Annotated in this window: 17 protein-coding genes; 15 read left to right on the top strand and 2 right to left on the bottom strand. The window is 61.1% G+C overall.

Translation table 11 applies throughout. The annotated features are described in order from the left end of the window. Positions 1–9 precede the first annotated feature (9 nt). From G9Q80_RS03490 to G9Q80_RS03425, 14 genes are all read left to right on the top strand, one after another. Positions 10–291 carry a TrbC/VirB2 family protein gene (locus tag G9Q80_RS03490; protein ID WP_009574106.1) on the top strand — a complete coding sequence of 94 codons (282 nt, stop codon included), beginning with the start codon at positions 10–12 and terminating at the stop codon, positions 289–291. Between the two features lie 15 nt (positions 292–306). Beyond that, positions 307–585 carry a VirB3 family type IV secretion system protein gene (locus tag G9Q80_RS03485; RefSeq protein WP_168246354.1) on the top strand — a complete coding sequence of 93 codons (279 nt, stop codon included), beginning with the start codon at positions 307–309 and terminating at the stop codon, positions 583–585. Beyond that, positions 524–2,953: a VirB4 family type IV secretion/conjugal transfer ATPase gene (locus G9Q80_RS03480; protein WP_246870464.1), complete on the top strand. Its 2,430-nt coding sequence runs from the start codon at positions 524–526 to the stop codon at positions 2,951–2,953. Before G9Q80_RS03485 ends, G9Q80_RS03480 begins: the two co-directional genes overlap by 62 nt. A gap of 202 nt (positions 2,954–3,155) precedes the next feature. Beyond that, entirely contained in the window at positions 3,156–4,268 is a 1,113-nt protein-coding gene (locus G9Q80_RS03475; RefSeq protein ID WP_168246352.1) for a lytic transglycosylase domain-containing protein, read from the top strand. Further along, positions 4,265–5,032, top strand: a complete 768-nt coding sequence (locus G9Q80_RS03470; RefSeq protein ID WP_168246351.1) for a type IV secretion system protein — start codon at positions 4,265–4,267, stop codon at positions 5,030–5,032. The genes G9Q80_RS03475 and G9Q80_RS03470 overlap by 4 nt, the downstream gene beginning before the upstream one ends. An 8-nt stretch (positions 5,033–5,040) precedes the next feature. Continuing rightward, positions 5,041–5,466 carry a hypothetical protein gene (locus G9Q80_RS03465; RefSeq protein ID WP_168246350.1) on the top strand — a complete coding sequence of 142 codons (426 nt, stop codon included), beginning with the start codon at positions 5,041–5,043 and terminating at the stop codon, positions 5,464–5,466. Continuing rightward, positions 5,467–6,480 carry a TrbL/VirB6 family protein gene (locus G9Q80_RS03460; RefSeq protein ID WP_168246349.1) on the top strand — a complete coding sequence of 338 codons (1,014 nt, stop codon included), beginning with the start codon at positions 5,467–5,469 and terminating at the stop codon, positions 6,478–6,480. A gap of 17 nt (positions 6,481–6,497) precedes the next feature. After that, entirely contained in the window at positions 6,498–7,178 is a 681-nt protein-coding gene (locus G9Q80_RS03455; RefSeq protein WP_168246348.1) for a VirB8 family type IV secretion system protein, read from the top strand. A gap of 5 nt (positions 7,179–7,183) precedes the next feature. Continuing rightward, positions 7,184–7,906: a TrbG/VirB9 family P-type conjugative transfer protein gene (locus G9Q80_RS03450; RefSeq protein ID WP_168246347.1), complete on the top strand. Its 723-nt coding sequence runs from the start codon at positions 7,184–7,186 to the stop codon at positions 7,904–7,906. A 2-nt stretch (positions 7,907–7,908) separates the two neighbouring features. Then, the gene (locus tag G9Q80_RS03445) at positions 7,909–9,333 is read left to right on the top strand and encodes a TraB/TrbI/VirB10 family type IV secretion system protein (RefSeq protein WP_168246346.1); all 1,425 of its coding nucleotides are present in this window, start codon (positions 7,909–7,911) and stop codon (positions 9,331–9,333) included. Next, positions 9,333–10,328 (top strand): P-type DNA transfer ATPase VirB11, encoded by a 996-nt coding sequence (gene virB11, locus G9Q80_RS03440; protein ID WP_168246345.1) that lies wholly within the window; start codon positions 9,333–9,335, stop codon positions 10,326–10,328. The genes G9Q80_RS03445 and virB11 overlap by 1 nt, the downstream gene beginning before the upstream one ends. Positions 10,329–10,676: 348 nt before the next feature. Further along, positions 10,677–11,534, top strand: coding sequence for a HamA C-terminal domain-containing protein (locus G9Q80_RS03435; RefSeq protein ID WP_235859527.1), 858 nt, complete (start codon positions 10,677–10,679; stop codon positions 11,532–11,534). Then, on the top strand, positions 11,531–14,152 hold the full coding sequence (locus G9Q80_RS03430; RefSeq protein ID WP_168246344.1) for a DEAD/DEAH box helicase: 2,622 nt from the start codon (positions 11,531–11,533) through the stop codon (positions 14,150–14,152). The genes G9Q80_RS03435 and G9Q80_RS03430 overlap by 4 nt, the downstream gene beginning before the upstream one ends. A gap of 18 nt (positions 14,153–14,170) precedes the next feature. Next, positions 14,171–14,458, top strand: coding sequence for a DCL family protein (locus G9Q80_RS03425; protein WP_168246343.1), 288 nt, complete (start codon positions 14,171–14,173; stop codon positions 14,456–14,458). A 231-nt stretch (positions 14,459–14,689) separates the two neighbouring features. On the opposite strand, the gene G9Q80_RS03420 is transcribed toward G9Q80_RS03425, so the two are convergent. Further along, positions 14,690–14,965: a WGR domain-containing protein gene (locus G9Q80_RS03420; protein WP_168246342.1), complete on the bottom strand. Its 276-nt coding sequence runs from the start codon at positions 14,963–14,965 to the stop codon at positions 14,690–14,692. A gap of 174 nt (positions 14,966–15,139) precedes the next feature. Between G9Q80_RS03420 and G9Q80_RS03415 the strand changes: the two genes are divergently transcribed. Beyond that, the gene (locus tag G9Q80_RS03415; RefSeq protein ID WP_168246341.1) at positions 15,140–16,561 is read left to right on the top strand and encodes a phospholipase effector Tle1 domain-containing protein; all 1,422 of its coding nucleotides are present in this window, start codon (positions 15,140–15,142) and stop codon (positions 16,559–16,561) included. An 18-nt stretch (positions 16,562–16,579) separates the two neighbouring features. Here the strand turns inward: G9Q80_RS03415 and G9Q80_RS03410 are convergent, their stop codons facing one another. Next, positions 16,580–18,493, bottom strand: a complete 1,914-nt coding sequence (locus G9Q80_RS03410; RefSeq protein ID WP_168246340.1) for a type IV secretory system conjugative DNA transfer family protein — start codon at positions 18,491–18,493, stop codon at positions 16,580–16,582. Positions 18,494–18,496 lie beyond the last annotated feature (3 nt).

Below are 18,496 nucleotides of genomic sequence, written 5' to 3'. Positions count from 1 at the left end.
GAACTTCGCATGCTTCGACATCGCCTCAGTCGCCTCTTGCCTGCCGCCACAACCTTGGCGGCTTTCGCAACGCCCGCTCTCGCGCAAGACTTGTCACCGATCCAGACCATGCTGGAAACCGTCGAGGCCGCGCTGACCGGTCCGATCGGGATCGCGGTCGCCACGCTTGCGGTCATCGGCACCGGCTTCATGTGCATGATGGGACGGCTGAACTGGGGCTGGTTCGCCTCGGTGATCATCGGGATCGTGCTGATCTTCTCGGCCGGCACCATCGTCGACGGCTTCTCCTGAAGGTGGAGAATAGAGTTGGCAGAACGATCCCCCCTCTTCCTGGGCCTCGCCCGACCGCCCAAGTATCTGGGCCTCCCTGTCGGATACCTCGTGGTGCTGGCGACCGGGATCGTTCTGCCGTTCATCTGGACGAAGTCGATGGTCTTCTTCCTAATCGGCCTTGTCGCTTATCCGATCCTCTGGTTCGTCGCCGACCGCGAGCCGCATTTCTTTGAGGTGCTGCGCGTCTCCTATGGCTCGGTACGTTCTACGAAAAACCGGGCCCTGCACGGAGGCGACAGCTTTGGCGCTTGATGCAGGCACTCTTTCCATTTTTGGGGCCGCCCTGCATCAAGCAGGCGGCAGGGAGTTCGCGCGGGAGAGCTATCTCGCCGAGCACCTGCCATATTTCGCGCTGGCGGATAACGATGTCATGGTGCTGCGCGAGGGCGACCTCATGGCCACCCTGCGCCTTGATGGTCTGAACCCGATGACCAGCGAGGACGCCCGACTTGACGCGCTCAAACGCGCGGTCGCCGCCATCGTCGCCCAGACCGGCAACGCCTTCGGCTTCTACATCCACCGGATCTCCGTGCCGCAGGATCTCGGGATGCGCCCCATCGAGGGAGATAGCTTTGCCGCCGCGATTGATGCGCACTGGCAGGCCCATGTCAAAGACCTGCGCCCCGCCAAGCGCCAACTCTATCTCAGCGTCATCCGGCGGCCTGACATTTCGGCCCGCATTCCGCTCCTGCGCGCGCTGGCCCGCAAGGCCTGGGTCAAGGACCGCGCGACACGCCTGCAAGAGCTTAACGAGGTCATGGGATTCTTCGAGGTGGCGCTTGCCTCGGCCAACCCCGTGCGGCTCACAAAGTCGGGCGGTGAATGGCTGGGCTATCTCAACACGTTGAACGCTGGGGCATTCTCCCCCATTGCCTTCGGGCAAAGCGCCCTGCCCCTCTCGCACACGCTGAGCAATTGCCGCGCGACCTTTGACGGCGATGTCGTCACGCTGACCGACGCCGTGACCGGTCAGGTCAAATACGGTGCGCTCTTCTCGATGAAGACCTATCCGGCGCTGACAGATGTGACGCTGCTCGACGCGCTCGACCTGCCGCTCGACATCGTGCTGACGAATTCCTTCAGCCCGATCCCGAACAACATCATGGCCGAACGCATCCAGCGGATCATCCGCCAGATGCACGCCTCCGACGATGCGGCCGTCTCCCTGCGCGAGCAACTGGGCCAGGCCGCCGACGACCAGGAAGCGGGCCGCATCGCCTTTGGCGATCATCACCTCTCCATCGCCGTCTACGCGCCGGACCGCGACACGCTGGAACGCGCCGCCGCCCAGATCAAGCGCGTGGGCCAAGAGATCATGTCCGTCATCGTGCGCGAAAACATGGCCCTGAAAGCCACCTATTTTGCGCAATCCCCTGGCAACTTCGGCTACCGCGCGCGCAAGACGCCGATCTCCTCGATCAACTTCGCAGATTTCGCGGCCCTCCATGGCAGCGTCGAGGGGCGTGGTCCTGACCAGTCGCCCTGGGGCCAGACCATTTCGGTCCTTCCGACGGTCGGCACCTCGGGCTATCGCTTCAATTTTCACGAGGCGGGCAGCCCGGGCAAGGAACCGACAGTCGGCCACACCCTCGTCTTGGGACGCACAGGCACCGGCAAGACGCTGACCACCGCCTTCCTCGCAGCCCAAGCACAGCGGGTCGGCGCGCGGCTCTTCTTTTTCGACAAGGATCGCGGCCTCGAGATGGCCGTCCGCGCCCTTGGTGGCCGCTACAACGAAATCCGCGCCGGGGTGCCCTCGGGCTTGAACCCCCTCGATACCGAAATCGACGAACGTGGCCGCGCCTGGCTCTCGGACTGGCTTGCGACACTTCTCACACGCAATGGAACCCTCACGGGCGAGCAATCCCGCCATATCCAAAGCGCGGTCGGCCAGAACGCCGATGCGGGGGCGGCGCTACAGCGTTTCGCCAGTTTCGAGACCCTGTTCCAGTCACTCGATGATGATGGCGAGTTGCAATCCCGCGTTGCCGAATGGGCCCCCGGCGGGCGCTATGGCTGGGTGTTCGACGAGCCCGAGCGCGGCGCGGGCCTCAAGCTCACGGGCGACATCGTCGGGTTTGATATGACCGAGATCCTCGACATGACGACCGAGCGCATGGCGGTACTCTCCTACATCTTCCGCCAGATCGAACGCGTGGTCGAAGACCGCCGTCCCACCATCATCGTGCTCGACGAAGCCTGGAAGCTCTTGGACGATCCGTATTTCGGGGCGCGGCTGGAAAACTGGCTGGTGACGCTTCGGAAGATGAACTGCGTCGTGATCATGATGACGCAATATCCGAGCCAGCTGCGGGATTCCCGCGTCGGCAAGACCATCGTCGAGACGGTGCCGACCCAGATCCTCTTCCCGAACGACCGCGCCACCGTCTCGGATTACGACTTCCTGCGCGTGAACGCCAAGGAGGCGGCCCTTCTCGTCCAGCCGACCATCGGCCAGCGCATCGCGCTCGTTCGCTCGGCGGGCGACAGCGTCTTCGTCGATTTGGATCTCTCCGCGCTCGGCGACCTCCTTCCCATCCTTGGCGGCGGCGCCACCGGCGAGGCTAGGGTGCCCGCCGATTGGCGCGCCAATCCCGATTTCTGGAGACATGTGATATGAATTTCAAACCCCTTCTCGCGCTTTGCGCTGCCGTAGGCCTACTCTCGGCTTGCGAGAAATACACCGAGAAAACCTCGCCCTGCTTCGGACGCAATGGCGAGCCGCAGGTGACGCGGTCCGCGCTTTCTTTCTCGACCATGGGCGCACCGGCTCACGCAACGGCCAAGCCCGACTGCACCTTCGAGCCCCTGCCCCGTCCGGAATGAGCCGCGCCGCGATCATATCCGCCGGGCTCTGCCTCGGCCTCAGCGGCCTGCCCGCGCATGCCCAGGGCGTGCCGACGCAGGATAATTCCGCGATCGGTCGCGCCATCGCGCGGGTGACGGCACTGGCCGAGGATCTGGGCGTCCAGCAGGACAAGGACCGCACCGAGTCCACGCTGGCCGATGTGCAGGCCGACCAGCTGCGCGTCCTCGAGGAGATGACGGCGGCCATCACCGGCCCCGGCTTCGACATCCGCGCGCTCGAAGGAAACGCGGATTTTGGAGTGGCGGCGGTCTATCCCAATACCGATCCGAGCCCGATGAACAGCCGCCTTTTCGGTGAAGGCCGCGAGACGGTCGAGATGATGATCGTCGAGGTCGCGGGCGAATTCGCAGGCGCGCCCGGTGTGACCCGCGCCGGTCTCTCGGCTACCCAATGGCGCTGCCTCTTCCAGGCCCTGATCAAGCAGGAGAGCCGCTTCAATGTCGCCGCCGAAAGCCCGGTCGGCGCCTACGGGTTGACCCAGCTCATGCCCGGCACCGCTTCCGATCTTGGAGTCGACCGCTATGACGTGAAAGACAACCTCCGCGGCGGCGCGCGTTACATCACCACCCAGCTCAATCGCTTCGGCAACATCCCCCATGCGCTCGCGGCCTATAACGCGGGGCCGGGTCGGGTCATCGAATACGGGGGCGTGCCGCCCTTTGCTGAGACCCAAGGCTACGTGCGCAACATCTCGAAGTTCTACAACGAATACTTGGCCGTGGTCGGCGGCGCCGATGCGCTCGGCACGCTCTCGCCCTCGGACTTTGCGCTCGCCGAATATGCCAGCATCTCCGAGGCGGGCGTCTATTACGCCGCCGATAGTTCGGCAGCGACCGAGCAGGTCATCAATCGCCTCCGCGCGATCATTCTGCAGATCGATGCCCAGCCCAATGCCAAGGCGGCCTGGGAGCTCAACACCTACGCCAAGGCCGAGATCGGCCGCATCCTCAATCTCCGCGTCCGGCTGATGGCTGCCAACCAGCAGCGCGAGGCGGCGTACGCGCAGCACCTCGTCGCCGACCGGCTGGCCGAGCGCGACTTCATGCAGATGGGAGTTCCCGAATGAGACAGCTTCTCCTGACCGTAGCTGCGGTCACCACACTCGGGTTTACCGCGCCCGCAACGGCCCAGGGCGTACCAACCTTTGATGGCTCGCAGCTTGGTCAACTCGTGGCCCAGCTCGAGCACATGGCCGAGGACCTGAATGTCCAGATGCAGCAGCTCGCGACCATGCGGCTGGAACTGGAAACCCAACTGTCGCAGTTGACGAACCTCGAGGCGCAATTGACCTCGCTCATTGAGGGCAGCGGGCTCGGTGAACTCTTCGCCACGGTCGAGGAATTCCGAGCGCTGCGCGGCAAGCTGATCGCGCCCCTCAATACCGCACAATCTCTGGCAAGCGGCGATTTTCTCAGCGGCTTCAATCCCGGCGCGGAACTCTCGGCCTCGGTCGAGCGGGTTTTGTCTGGCAGCGGTTTCACGTCAGAGCGCCTGAGCACGCTCTCGGGATCGGATCAGCCCGCCGACAACCGCATCGCCACCTCGGCAGGGGCCAGCGCTATGTTGTCGGTCGCCGCACAGGAAAGCCACGAAGAGGCGGGGCAAAGCCTTGAGCGGCTCGAAACCATGGTCGGGCTCATCGACGACCAGGACGGGCTGAAAGCCGCCGTCGATCTCAACACCCGCGTCACCGCCGAGCTCGGCATCATCCTGACCCAGATCTGGCGGCTGGAAGCGGCCCAGGGCGTCAGCGCCGGTCAACTCGGCGTCGTCGATGCCGCGACCCTCGCGGATGAACGCAAGTTCCGGTCGATGGCGGTGGATCCATGAGGCAAGTCATGACCCTCAGCTTGGCACCAGTTCTATCTCTTGGTCTCGCCGCGCTTGTCGTGGCCGCCCTGCCCAGTGTTGCGTTGGCCCAAACTCCGACCACGCAGCCCTCCGGTGACACACCCTTCAACTCGATGGCCATCGCGCGGGACGAGGCCGACGCATGCCGTGTCCCGAAACCGCCCATCGATCTGGCCGAGACCGCCTATCTCCGCAACGGCTACCGCGCGATCCTGCGCATCCTGATCGCCGAGGAAGCCCTCGCCTCGGAAACCTGCACCTGCCTGCTGGACCAGTTCACCTGGGATCAGGCACTCACCGCCCTGCCCCGGTTCCAGACCTCGGACAATCCGCGTCTGCCCTTCAACGTGCTCGAGCTCTACGCGCAGGCCGATGCGCTCGAGGCCCGTGTTGTGGAGGCCTGTGCGGAATAGATGGGGGTCATTCGCGACATCCTGAGTCAGGTCGACGCCGCGGTAGATACCGTGGCGCAGGACGGCTTTGTCTCCTCGGCGGGTGCTGTCGGCGACGTGATCTCGGCCGGGGCCGCGCTCCTCGTCGTGCTCCTCGGGATCAACGCGGTCATGCAACTCCGCCCCCTGCCCTTTGGCACCGGGTTTGCCTTCGGCATGAAGGTCGCACTTGTGGGGATCTTCGCGCAGAGTTGGGATAATTTCAGCATGATCTACGACATCGTCACGCGCGTGCCCGACTCCGTCGGAGCCTCGATCCTTGCGCTCACCGGCTCGGGCGACGAGGCCGGGGTCTATGAGAGCCTCGACAACATGGTCGCACGCATCACCGCCTATGGCGACACGATCGGCGATCGCGCGGGCTGGGTCTTCGGCGCGGTCCTGGGCGCGATCTTCTTCGTCCTTTCCGCCGTTTTCGCCGCCGTCACCGCCGGGATCATCGCCTTCGCCCGCATCGTCTTCGCGCTGATGATCGTGATTGCCCCCTTCATGATCGTGACCTCGCTCTTCAAACCGACCCAGTCCCTCTTCGAGGCCTGGACCCGCGCCACGATCGGTTACGCGCTCATGCCGGTTGCCGCCGCCGGGGCCGCGGGCATCATCGTGGCGATCGCCGAGGCCATCGGCGACGCCTCTGCCGATCCGGGCGATGTCGAGACTGTCAGCCTCATCCTGCCCTTCCTCGTCATCCTGATCCTCAGCGCCGGGATCATGGCCTCGGTCCCCTACATCGCCTCCAACCTCACCGGCGTCGTCGGCATTGCGTCCAATGCCGTGGGCCTGACCGGGCTCGCGCGGCAGGGCTTCGTGAACACGCGCCAGTATGGCACGGGCGCGACCTCGCGCCTCGTCACCGGCAAATCGCCACATGAGCTGAACCAGATGGCCAATGCGGGCGTGGTCAAAACCGGCGAGATGATCCGGCAAAGCCCCGGCGCGCTTCTCTCCGCCGCCAAGGCCTTCCGCAAACCCTGATGTGAAAGACGATTGACTTGAAGAAGAAGGTACTTAGTTCCTCCGCGCCTGACCGCGACGCGTTTGAAGCGGATTTCATCTACGGGCCGCGGCGGCGCGAGCGTTTCGCCTGGTTCGTCGCGGCGGCCGGCGTATTGGTCGGCGTGGCCGGCATGGTCGCGGGCGCGAGCCTCTTTCCGCTCAAGACGACCGAAACCTTCGTCGTCGTCGTCGACAAGGAGACCGGCGAGATGGACCGGGTCGCCGCTGTTCAGGCGCTGACCCTTTCCGAAAGCGACGCCATCATCCAGGCCAATCTCGTGGCCTATGTCGATGACCGCGAGACCTATGACCTGACAGATGGCGAGCAACGCATCAACTCGGTGCTCGATCGCTCGGATGGCGATGCCGCCCGCACATTGCGCGATCTCTGGTCCTCTACCAATGAGGACTATCCGATCACCGTCTATGGCCGTGACGCCAAGATCGAGGTGGTCATCAAGTCCGTGAATCAGATCGAGCGCGGCGTGGCCCAGGTCCGCTTCACCCGCACGCTGCGCCGTCCCCGCGACACGCGCACCGTCACCCGACCTTACGTCGCCACGCTCAGTTACGACTTCCAACCCGAAACCCGCCAGCGCCTTCAGGATGTCTGGGCCAACCCCTTGGGCTTCGTGGTGACCTCCTACCGCGTCGACGCCGAGACCCTGGAGAACTGACCCCCATGAAATCCATGCCCGCGCTTCTCCTGGCGCTCGCCCTTCCTGTTGCTGCACTTGCCGAAGCCACCCCGCAAGGCGGCCCGCTCGACATCCGCATCCGCACTGCCGTCTACAATGAAAACCAGGTCTACCGGATCGAAACCGATCTGAGGCATTCGACCACGATCCATTTCGGGGCCGGGGAGAGGTTCGAGGCGGTGATTGTCGGCGACACCGAGAGCTTCCAGGTTGATCCGATCCCCGAGCTCGGCAACGTGCTGACCATCAAACCGCATGTGGCCAATGCCTCGACCAATATGACGGTGATCACCAACCGCCGCACCTATTCCTTCCATCTGCGCGAAGGCTCGATCCCCAACCGCACCGGAATGTTCTTCGAGGTGCGCTTCCGCTACCCCGACGAGGAACGCCGCAGGGCAGGTGCCACACAGCCCAAGGACTTCGAGGCCCCACGCAACTACAACTACCGCGTCGCGGGCGAAGGGGATTTCCGCCCCAGCCATATCTACGACGACGGGCGCTATACGTATTTCGTCTTCCCGGAGAACACCCGACAGCCCGCCCTCTTCAAGGCCGACGACCAGGGCCGCGAACGCACCGTGAACTGGACCCAGCAAGGCAACACCGTCCGCGTCCTCGGGGTGAACACCTATTGGACGCTGCGCATCGGCGACGAGGCGATCTGCGCCTGGCGCGACGAGAGCGCCATCTACGTGAGCAACTGACCATGGCCGATCAAACCCCTCCCGATCTTCAGGACCGCCTCGACCAGTTCAGCCAGCGCGGAAAATCGAAACGCCGGGGCAATAGCCTCGGGGTCGGCGCGCTCGCCGCCGCCCTCGCCCTTGGCGGCGCCGGGGTTGCGTATTTCCTGGCGACCGGCCTGCAGGAGGGCGACAGCGCGCTTGAGACTTCCGATGTCGAGATCTTTCAGGACCGCCGCACCGGCACCGGCGGGCGGCTGGAATTCCCGCCCGACGAGACCGAGCAACGAGTAAATGACGCGCTGATCGCCGTCGAAGAAGCGCTCGATGTGCCTGCGACCCCTGCCCCTGAACCGAGCGCCGAAGTGCTGGCCGAGATCGCCAAGCTGCGCGAAGCCCTCGCCGCCAGCCAGGCCGCCCGCAACTCAGAAATCCAGTCCGCCGTTGCGGACCTGCGCGAAGCTTTCGACGAGCAGAAGGTCGCGCTTGAAGCCACCTTGACCGAAAAGGAAATCGAGCTTGCCAACCTGCAGCGCCAGGCTGAGTCCCGCATCGAAGGGCTGCAGGCCATGCTCGATGCCGAACGGGCGCAGCGCGAGGGGCTCGAAGCCGAGCTGGACCGCGAAGGGCTTATCAGGGATCAGAACCTGCTGGAAGAACGGCGCCGCCAAGAAGAGTTGCAACTTCAGCGCGAGGCGGAGCGGGTTGCCGAGGAGCTTCTGACCGCGCAGATCAAATCCCCCGCCGTGGTCTATGCCGACGGTCCCCGAGGTGGCCAAAGTGGCGCGGCGGTTGCCGATCCTGCTGCCGCTGGCACTGGCGGGCCGGTCCTCTCGGGCAATGAGCAGTTCCTGCAGAGTGCACGACCGCTCGAAGTGCAGGAGGCCGCCCGCCTCACCCATCCCGAACGCACGCTGACCCAAGGGTCCGTCATCCAGGCCACGCTCCAGACCGCCATCAACAGCGACTTGCCGGGCTCAGTCGTCGCGGTCGTCTCCGAGCCGGTCCCGGCGTTTTCCGGGGACCGGATCCTGATCCCCCGTGGCTCCCGCCTTTTTGGCCAATACCGCTCCGGGATCGAGATGCACCAGAAGCGCATCCTGATCCTCTGGACCCGCGTCCTGACACCGGACGGCACCTCGATGGAGATCGCCGCCGTGGGCGGCGACCAGCTCGGCCGCTCCGGCCTCACCGGCCTTGTCGACACCAAGTTCGCCGAACGCTTCGGCGGCGCGGCACTGATTTCCGTGATCGGGGCGGCGCCTGCCGTGGCGGCGGAGAGTGCCAACAACGAAACGACCAGCATCGTTCTGGGCGATGTTGGCAGCGATCTTCAGGATGCGGTCGGCTCGGTCATCGCTGACCAGGTGTCGATCGCGCCGACGATCTATGTCGATCAGGGCGCGTCGGTCACCGTGCTCGTGGACCGGGATGTGGTGATTTACTGATGGATCAGGCATCGCCAGCCTCATACCTCGAGCGTTATCTCGACCCGTTCCGCGACCTTCTAAGGCGTGACGACGTGGTCGAGATCGCGATCAACCCGGATGGCAAGGTCTGGCTCGAGGTCGCGGGCGACGCCACCATGCGCCACGAAGGTCAGACCGTGGATCGAACCACCGCCCTCAACATGGCCCAGACCATCGTTGGCGATGCCAAGGCCCGCGTCTCTGAAAAGAACCCACTCGTGTCCGGCAAAGTGGAATATGCGGGCCGCCCCCTTCGGGTCCAGGTCGCCGTGCCGCCAGCCATCGATCGCGGCGCCTCGATCACCATCCGCCTCTTCGCCTCGGGCAGCGTCCGGGACTACGCCCCGACCTATCTCTTCGGCAAGGCGGTCTCGCTCGATGCGCTCCGCGCCGAGAAGATGAAAAACATCGCCAGTCTTGCCGAAAAGAACCTCGAAGCTGCCCTACAGACCTTGGTCGAGGCGCGGCTTAATGTCCTGATCAGTGGCGGCACCTCGACCGGCAAGACTACCTTCGCCCGGCACCTTCTGACGCATATGAGCGAGCACGAGCGGCTGATCACCATCGAAGACGCCTTTGAGCTTTTCCCCGGCCAGCCGAATACCGTCGCCCTTCTGGCCGACCGCGGTGCCGGGTCGCAACGCAGCGCCAACGCCCTCCTTCAGGCCTCCCTCCGCATGCGCCCCGACCGGATTATCGTCGGCGAGTTGCGCGGCGCCGAGGCCCTGACCTATCTCGAAGCGATCAACACCGGCCATGGCGGGTCGGTCTCCACCATCCACGCCGAAACCGCGGAACTCGCCATCGACCGGCTGGCGATCATGGTTCTGCAGGCTGGCACACCGCTGACCTTCGCCGAGGTGCAAGAGTACATCCGGAAGTCCATCGATGTGATCGTCCAGCTCGGGCGGGCCGAGGGGAAGCGGGGGATTACGGAGTTTTATTTGCCGGGGTCGAGAAAACTACCGACATAGACGGCGCAATGCAGCCGTTTGCAACGCTGAACTGAACGTTCGCAAGGCGAAGTGTAGCGGTCACGCCAAAAGGCGATAGCTGACGTATTAGCAACGGACAGCGGTGACACTCCGGACCTTGGGGCGGTGAAGGAGTATCGCACAATCTCTTTGACCGCAGCGCGAAGAAAAACCTAACTATCTGAATTACGTATGATACTCTCTATGCGAGCAGCAGCGGGGTCGGCACAACCACCCTAAAACGAAAGGAGGCGACCACTGACTCAAGTACTTCCAGAAGATTTGGTTAATATAGTTTCGGGCGATCCAGAAGAGTTGGGTGTTCATCTCCAGCTTGTTAAACGGGACGTGCTCTTGAAAGATTGCGTGGCCCGTCTCCACTGTCATTGCCTGACTGTGGATGGGAACGGACGCGTCAAGCCGGAGCGTCTTGCAGAATTTATGCGCAACTCAATTATCGATTATGCCGTCCCGAAATCGCGGTTGGATGATGCGCGGGCGCGGGACGCCAGATTCAAGTCCGGAAGCGCGGTTGCAGCCCTTCACCACGAGGCAATCGGCACTTTTACGGACCTTGCCAATACTGGCGAAGGCGGCGAGATGCTGCTCTTCCTACTCGCAGAGCGCTTTCTCAAGGTTCCTCAGGTGCTCTGTAAGATGGACCTTAAGACCGACTCTCACATGCACTATCATGGTGCGGACGGCGTCTATGCTTCCGTAAACGAAAACGGCCTTCTCAAACTTTTCTGGGGCGAGTCAAAGGTGTATGGCGACCCTACAGCGGCCATAAGAGATTGCCTTTCATCACTTGCCCCTTTCCTCGTGGAGACGGACCACGAAGGCGCTGATCGCGAGCGGGATCTCGTGCTCCTCAGCGACAAAGCCGATCTCAGTGACCCGGAACTAACGGCCGCATTCCGGAAATATTTCGACCGAACCTCACCGCTATCGAACAGGGTCGAATATTGCGGGATCGCGCTTATCGCCTTCGATGCGGATTTCTATCCGAAAGATGATGCAAAAGGCATCGGGGAAGACATCCTGAAGGCGGCGAATGACGAAATGGAAAAATGGGTGAAGAATGTAAAGAACAGACTATCGGTGGAGAAGCTTGACAAATTCGACATTCAGTTTTTCTGCGTGCCAGTGCCTTCGGCGGATGGGTTTCGCGCATCGTTCCTCAAGGCGCTGGGTATTAAGAAATGAAAGATACCGAACTCTTTGATTGGCTGACGGGTGAGGCGCTTCGTGATGATATTATCAGGTTGACTCAGATCACAGTGGCAACTGAGATAACAAATCTGGACGCAATCCATGAAGCCGCTGACCCAAAGAAGAGCTTTGACTGGCAGCAGCTTCTTTTGGCCGGAAGCCTTTTGGCCAGATCAACCGAACGAACGCATCAGGAGGCGGCGCTGCGGATCGCAACCGCTGCCGTCACACTCGAAACTTCGCCGGAAGTGCGGGATGCGGGGGCTGTCCTCCTCGAAAAGCTGTCCAATCGCAGATCCGTCGAGCTGGCAATACTGCGAAACCGCATCGCTCCCGATCTTGAGGGCAGACTGGGCGTGTCGATGCGCCTTGAAGCCAACAGAAGACGTTTCGAGGACTCGATACTCCTTGAAGCGAGCGGAAAATGGATAGGCGTCAACGATTTTCAGAGAGAACTATGGGCGGGCGCCTCTTCCGGCGCGGGCTGGCTTTCGGCGTCCGCGCCAACCGCGTCCGGAAAAACTTACCTCGTTTTGCAGTGGCTGCTCGATCACGTTCGCACGAGCAAGACAAAGATCGCCGTTTACCTTGCCCCAACCCGGGCTTTGGTGAGTGAGATTGAACTCAGTCTGAAGGAGCTATGTCAGTCGGACACCGGCATAGAGATCACGTCGCTACCGCTGACGGAAGTTTATTTCTCATCCACGACGGGAGACAAGAAAGCCGTCTTCGTATTCACGCAGGAGCGTTTGCACCTGCTTGTCAATCTTCTCGGGGAGGACTTCAGTGTAGACCTTCTCATTGTTGATGAAGCGCACAAGATCGGAGACAATCAGCGCGGTGTAATACTGCAGGATGCAATCGAGCGGGTGTCTCGGCAGAACCCGATGATGAAGGTCGTGTTTGTAAGTCCTTCGACACAGAATCCCGGAGAACTGCTTGAGGATGCGCCGAACGATATGGCTAAAACGTCGGTCAATACCGATATGCCAACCGTTCTGCAGAACGTGATCCTAGCAGAGCAAGTGCCTCGGAAGCCCAAGGAGTGGTCGCTGGACCTTGTCTGGGGCGATTCACCCATACCACTGGGCACGCTTAAACTGTCAAACAAGCCTGCGGGCCTCAAAAAAAGACTGGCGTTCATCGCAGCGGCGGCAGGCGGTCGCGGCGGCACACTGGTTTACTGCAACGGCGCGGCTGAAGCGGAGGACGTCGCGCTCCTTATCAGCCAGTTGGAAGGCTCGGAGAAGACAGATGATCAGGAATTGCTGGACCTGGCTGATCTGGCCCGCAAAGGGGTCCACCGTAATTATCAGCTCGCGCCGCTGGTCGAACGTGGTGTCGCTTTTCACTATGGAAACATGCCCTCTCTCATCCGCACAGAGGTTGAGAGGCTGTTCCGCGACGGCAAGATAAGATTTCTTGCCTGCACCTCGACGCTGATTGAGGGAGTAAATCTCTCTTGCAGGACCATCGTTGTGCGCGGTCCCCGGAAGGGCCGTGGGAACCCGATGGAGCCGCACGACTTCTGGAACCTCGCGGGACGGGCCGGTCGCTGGGGAAACGAATTCCAAGGCAATATTATCTGTATCGATCCAAAGGATGAGAAAGCATGGCCCGTCGGCGTACCGAAGCGCTCACGCTACCCGATCAAGAGAGAAACTGACGTCGTTATATCTTCCACCGATGAACTGGCTGCGTATCTTGAGAACAGAAACATCGACTCTTTGGCCGATCTTGCGCAAGGCGAAGAATTCGAACAGGTCGGGGCTTACCTCCTCAATACATATATTCGTCTTGGTACGCTTTCCGATGCCGCATTTGCGAAACGGCATTCTCAAGATGCGCTCCGGAAACTCGATAGAAGCCTCGAAGGTATTTCGGCGCTGATCAATATTACGCAGGATGTTCTAGTAAGACATCCAGGCGTCAGCGCGGTGGGCCTGCAGCGTTTGCTGGAAGCTTTTCGAAAGTACGAAGGCAATATCGAAAATCTGCTGCTCGCGCCTTCGGAAAGCGTCGATGCGTACGACAGGTACGTCACCGTCATGCGACGGATTAACGCGAATTTGTATCCTGTCTTCCTGCCTGACAGTCTCATTCCCCTGCACGCGCTCGTGGTTGTCGAGTGGCTGAAAGGATTGTCTTTGGCTGCAATTATCAGGAAGCGTATAGAGTATCAGCAGAGAAACAACAGATCTTTCAAGCTTCCAGTGCTCATTCGCGAAACGATGAGCATGGTGGAAGAGACAGCAAGATTCAAGGCACCGAAGTATATTGCCGCCTATATGGATGTCCTCCGCCTATTCTTGACTGAAGCCGAGCGCGAGGACCTGATTGATGAAGACTTTGACATCGGGATAGCGCTTGAGTTTGGCGTTTCCAGCATCACGCTTCTCTCATTAATGGAACTAGGGCTTTCCCGCATGTCTGCGGTGGCCTTGTATGAGAAGATTGCGCGCGACGATCTGGACAAGGAAGGTTGCCTGGCCTGGATTAATCAGCATGGCCCGAATTTCGCCGGGATGGACCTGCCTAACCTTATCGTCAGGGAAACGCTGCAGGTATCGGGCCTTGATAGTCCGGAAGCGGGCCAGGAATTCAGCGAATAGAGTGGAGAGGAAGCGATTATGCCCGCCAAGCCAGTAAAGATCGGATCGCTCTCATTCGCGAGGAAAGGAGACGCAAACGACTTTTTTCGGGATATGCTGTACAAATATGAACTGGGAGACAAGGTAACCTGTAAAGACGCCGAAATCCTCACGCATCTCATGCATATGCATCCCGAAGCCGCCGAAAAGATCGGCCCGGGAATTGAAAGCTTCAGTGTAAGAACGGCGGATTACGGAACGCGCTGCTTCTGGGTCAACCGCGTCGATGGAACGACAGAAAAATTCTCCTTTCGGGCGTGTTACTGATCATCGACACAGAACTGCCATCGACTATCCCTCAGTAATTGGCTCGTATTCGAGTTTATGCTCTTCCTGGTGTGCGGTGACCTGCCACTGGGCTTTGATCCAGCCATGACTGGAGCCCGGTTAGTCTTAAGCTGCCTACGGAATCTGGACCGCCGAAAGGCCGAGGATCCGGTTGCCGAAAACAAACGCGAAATACATGCTATGCGAAATCTTCTTCTCTAAATTTCAATCTTAGTTCTGCGCCACAGCTGCCCTATACCCTCGCCGCTTTTTGGTAGCATGGAGCTTCATGAGCGCCGTGACAGCCTTGCCCTCGTCATCATGCAATTCGATCATCATCTGTCCTCGAAACCCTATACGGCCCCATTCCCGCACGAGGCATGCGCCCCCAAAAAGGTCTGGCTGAACGCTCATTCGATAGAAGCGCCGCATGTTGAGAGACGGGTCGATCCGCTTGAGATCGACCGTCGTCGGGAACACTTCGATTTGCTGCATCTTATCCAACATATTGGGAGCACCTTTCTTGTGCGCCACAATATCAGGTGGACATCCGTGTTTCCACTATGTTCTAATTTTTGCCGACTCAGATGAAACCTCTTCACTGAACTCTGCCTTAACTTGGCAGAACTGCTGCTGGTTCGGGGCTTTGACTCTGCTTCGTGTTCTTCAATAGGGCGACACATGGTAAAAAACATCTGCATCTTCTCGGATGGAACTGGCCAAATGGGCGGTGCCAGACCAGACCAACGGCTGTCGAACGTCTACAAGATGTATCGAGCCATGCGTCCCGGCCCAGATTCACCAATCAGCCCGAAGGACCAAGTGGCATTTTACGACCCTGGCTTGGGAACAGGAGAACGTGGCGGGTTATTCGGTCGGATCAAACCGATCTTGGAAAGCGCCGTCGGCACTGGCATCGACCACAACATCATCGATTGCTACGAGCAGATCATCGCCCATTACGAGCCCGGCGATCGCGTGCTGCTGTTTGGGTTCTCTCGCGGAGCCTATACGGTCAGAGCACTCGCAAATGTCATGAACCTTTGCGGTGTCCCGACGCAGATGCCGGATGGTTCGCCGGTCCCGCGTTACGGCCCCGGATTGCGCAAGATCGCCAAGGACGCTGTAAAATTCGTGTATAATCACGGTGCTGGAAAACCGCGCGGACAAGATCCTTACTTCAAGAACCGTGAAGAGCTCGGTAAACGATTTCGCAAGAAGTATTCAAGCTTTCCTCTCGTAGGCGAAGACAATCAGGGAAACGTTCAGCCAACTTTCATCGGGGTCTTCGACACGGTGGCATCACTGCGAACGGCAGTTGTCCGCACCTTGGTCTGGGGCGTCACGTTCGGGGTCGGGTCTGCTTTTGCCGCAGGTGTTGCATTCGGGTGGTCTTGGCTTTTGGTTGTTCCACTCGGCGTCCTACTAGTAGCGCTTCTTTGGCAGCTTGGTTCCCTGTTGCTCGACAACTTCAAATATTTCTCTGACGATCCCGAGCACAAACTGAAGCTATGGCGCCCAACCGATTGGCCGCAGATTCTCAAGACGGGTCATTTCGCGGCTTGGAACAAGCGCAACTACGACAAGTGGCTTGATCCCGATGTCCAACACGCCCGTCACGCCATGGCGATCGACGAAGACCGTGCTGACTTTCCAAGGGTCGGATGGGCATCCAAGGCGGCCGCGATTGAGACCAAAGATCGAGAGCCGAAGTGGTTGAAGCAGGTCTGGTTCCCGGGCTGCCATAGCGACATCGGTGGAAGCTATCCCGAGGCAGAGTCCCGCCTGAGCGATATCGCCCTCGATTGGGTGGTCGACGAATTGAAAGACTGCGTGCCGTCGATCCAGATCAACGAGAACGTCTTGAACCGCGCTCCTGACTCTCTGGGTTTGCAGCACCGCGAAGACGCGATGGTAGCATTTGGCCCCCTCCGCATCCGCTGGAAGAAGGGAATTCGCGCAGTTGGCGACGACTTCCCGCTCCATCCTTCAGTCGAAGAGCGCATGCGAGCCAAGGCAGTCGCCCAGTGTGGCGAGGTCAAACCCTACCGACCTGCCCAATTGAAAGAGCGACGCGACTTGAAATCCTACTACGACGAATAGGGGACTAATCGTCGGCGCTCACCCACCCAACAACTCCTCGATGAAGTCCTCCTGCCGGTCGAGCACCGCTTCCCATTCCTTCGGCACCGCCGCTTCCCGCTCGAGCGTCTCGGGCTCGGGCTGCCCGCGCCCGGCCTCCATCGCCATCACGCTCATTGCGCGTGCTTCGCGGCGCTGCGAGCGGTCCCGGACAGGCGCGCGTTCGGCTGGTTTCGCCTGCTCGTCTGCGAGGGCTGCGTCACCATCCACGCTACCCCAAGGCCCCACGCCCTGCACGCTCGGCGGATAGGGGAAGGGCTTGCCCTCCTGACGGGCCAGCATCGCGTTGTAGAACGGATCGTCGTAATACTTGATCCGGCTCGCTTTGATCGGATGCTGGGGCGAGGCGAGGATGATGACCTCGTCAGGGTCCATCAGGCGCGCTTCGGTCTCGGAAAGTAGCGGCCGTTCCTCCAGCCGCGCTGATGTTGACGTCGCGCCGAGGAACCCCTTGTTCCGGCCATACATCCGGGTGACCGCCTCGCGAGTGGTGCTGCCGACCGCGGCCGAAACCTCTTTCACGGTCCGCTGGTCACGCGGGGTGATGTAGAGCTTAAGCCCGGCCCCGTTCTCGAGGCTTTCGCGGCCCTCGGACCCGTAGATCCGGTCAAGCGAAGCCAGTGACTGCGCAATCATCGCAACCCGGCCGCCATAGCTCGCCAGCGAATGAATCGCGCGCTCGAGATAGGGCATTGCCCCCATCTGCTGGAATTCGTCGATCATCATCATGACCGGCCAGGGCTCATCCGGACCCGGCTCATTCAGCCGGATCGAGGCGATGAGGTCGGCAAACATCAGACGCAGGAGCGGCGCCAATGTCGCGATGTGATCCTCGGAGACGGCGATGTAAAGCGACTGAGGGGTCTTGCGGAAGGTCGAGAAATCGAAGTCGCTCGCCTCGGTGGCCGAGCGCACCGCCGGGTTGTCCCATTGCTTGAGACCGGCGGTCATAAGTGCCTGGATGTTCGAGGTCAGAAGCCGCGACGAGGCCGATGCGGCGTTGGTCCAGAGCTCTCGCAGGATGTCTTCCTCGGCCTCGTCGGCATAGGTCTTGTACTGCGCGTTCTTGTATTCGCCCCCGGCGACGATCTTGTTCACCTCGCCAAGGTTCGGGGTGCCGCGCTGGATCGCCAGCAGACAGGCCGCAACGAAGATCGACTTGCCGGCCTCGGAGAAAGTGTCGAGCGTCTTGTTGTCCTTGTCGAGGAAGAGGTCGGCCAGGATCGAGACCTCGGTGAAGCGCTGCGCGAATGTCGGGGCCTTCGCGATCCGCGCGAGCGGGTTGTAGCGATGCGTGGCATTTGCCCAGTCGAAGGGGCTGAAGCGATAGACCTCGTCACCGTTCAGCGCCCGAAGCCGGGCGGTCTTCTCGAAGTTCTCGCCCTTCACGTCGAGCACGACGACCGAGCCCGCGAAGCTCAGAAGGTTCGGGATCACGAAACCCACACCCTTACCGGCACGGGTCGGCGCCACCATCATCACATGCGGGATCATCGTCGAGGAGATGAACTCCGCCTTTGAGGTCGGCGCGCCAAGCTTGCCGCAGACGAAGCCTTTGCCAGGGGCCTGAAGCATGTCGTTCTTCTTCAGCTCCGCCTTGGTCTGCCAATGGGCCGAGCCGTAATCATCGCGCTCCTTTTTCCAGGTCCAGGCAAGCGCAAGGGCACCGAGCCCAATGGCCCCAAAGCCGACGGCGCCGAAGCCCACCTTGAAGGCTTCGGGATGCGCCGCACGGGTGCTGGCGCTCGCCTTCCAGAGCGCCAACATGTCGAAACTATGAAACCCGGTTTTCAGGGCCAGGGTCAGGTAGAAGGCGGCAACGATGGTGCCGATGACGGCGCCGCAGATCACACCGAAGAGGAGCGCGGCCCAGAGAGGAAGTGTCTTGGTCATGGT

Origin of the sequence: Mameliella sp. LZ-28 (genome assembly GCF_012274245.1) — a bacterium.
In the GTDB taxonomy this organism is placed as follows: domain Bacteria; phylum Pseudomonadota; class Alphaproteobacteria; order Rhodobacterales; family Rhodobacteraceae; genus Antarctobacter; species Antarctobacter albus.
Note: the sequence above shows the minus strand (reverse complement) of the source record. Positions and strands in the feature narration are given on the sequence as shown.

What these genes read in the sequence shown, in the direction of transcription:
- G9Q80_RS03415 (WP_168246341.1), top strand. Translation starts at nt 15,140, where the DNA reads ATGGTAAAAAACATCTGCATCTTCTCGGATGGAACTGGCCAAATGGGC.
- G9Q80_RS03475 (WP_168246352.1), top strand. Translation starts at nt 3,156, where the DNA reads ATGAGCCGCGCCGCGATCATATCCGCCGGGCTCTGCCTCGGCCTCAGC.
- G9Q80_RS03490 (WP_009574106.1), top strand. Translation starts at nt 10, where the DNA reads ATGCTTCGACATCGCCTCAGTCGCCTCTTGCCTGCCGCCACAACCTTG.
- G9Q80_RS03470 (WP_168246351.1), top strand. Translation starts at nt 4,265, where the DNA reads ATGAGACAGCTTCTCCTGACCGTAGCTGCGGTCACCACACTCGGGTTT.
- G9Q80_RS03450 (WP_168246347.1), top strand. Translation starts at nt 7,184, where the DNA reads ATGAAATCCATGCCCGCGCTTCTCCTGGCGCTCGCCCTTCCTGTTGCT.
- G9Q80_RS03425 (WP_168246343.1), top strand. Translation starts at nt 14,171, where the DNA reads ATGCCCGCCAAGCCAGTAAAGATCGGATCGCTCTCATTCGCGAGGAAA.
- G9Q80_RS03480 (WP_246870464.1), top strand. Translation starts at nt 524, where the DNA reads ATGGCTCGGTACGTTCTACGAAAAACCGGGCCCTGCACGGAGGCGACA.
- G9Q80_RS03445 (WP_168246346.1), top strand. Translation starts at nt 7,909, where the DNA reads ATGGCCGATCAAACCCCTCCCGATCTTCAGGACCGCCTCGACCAGTTC.
- G9Q80_RS03420 (WP_168246342.1), bottom strand. Translation starts at nt 14,965, where the DNA reads ATGTTGGATAAGATGCAGCAAATCGAAGTGTTCCCGACGACGGTCGAT.
- G9Q80_RS03465 (WP_168246350.1), top strand. Translation starts at nt 5,041, where the DNA reads ATGACCCTCAGCTTGGCACCAGTTCTATCTCTTGGTCTCGCCGCGCTT.
- virB11 (WP_168246345.1), top strand. Translation starts at nt 9,333, where the DNA reads ATGGATCAGGCATCGCCAGCCTCATACCTCGAGCGTTATCTCGACCCG.
- G9Q80_RS03430 (WP_168246344.1), top strand. Translation starts at nt 11,531, where the DNA reads ATGAAAGATACCGAACTCTTTGATTGGCTGACGGGTGAGGCGCTTCGT.
- G9Q80_RS03460 (WP_168246349.1), top strand. Translation starts at nt 5,467, where the DNA reads ATGGGGGTCATTCGCGACATCCTGAGTCAGGTCGACGCCGCGGTAGAT.
- G9Q80_RS03410 (WP_168246340.1), bottom strand. Translation starts at nt 18,493, where the DNA reads ATGACCAAGACACTTCCTCTCTGGGCCGCGCTCCTCTTCGGTGTGATC.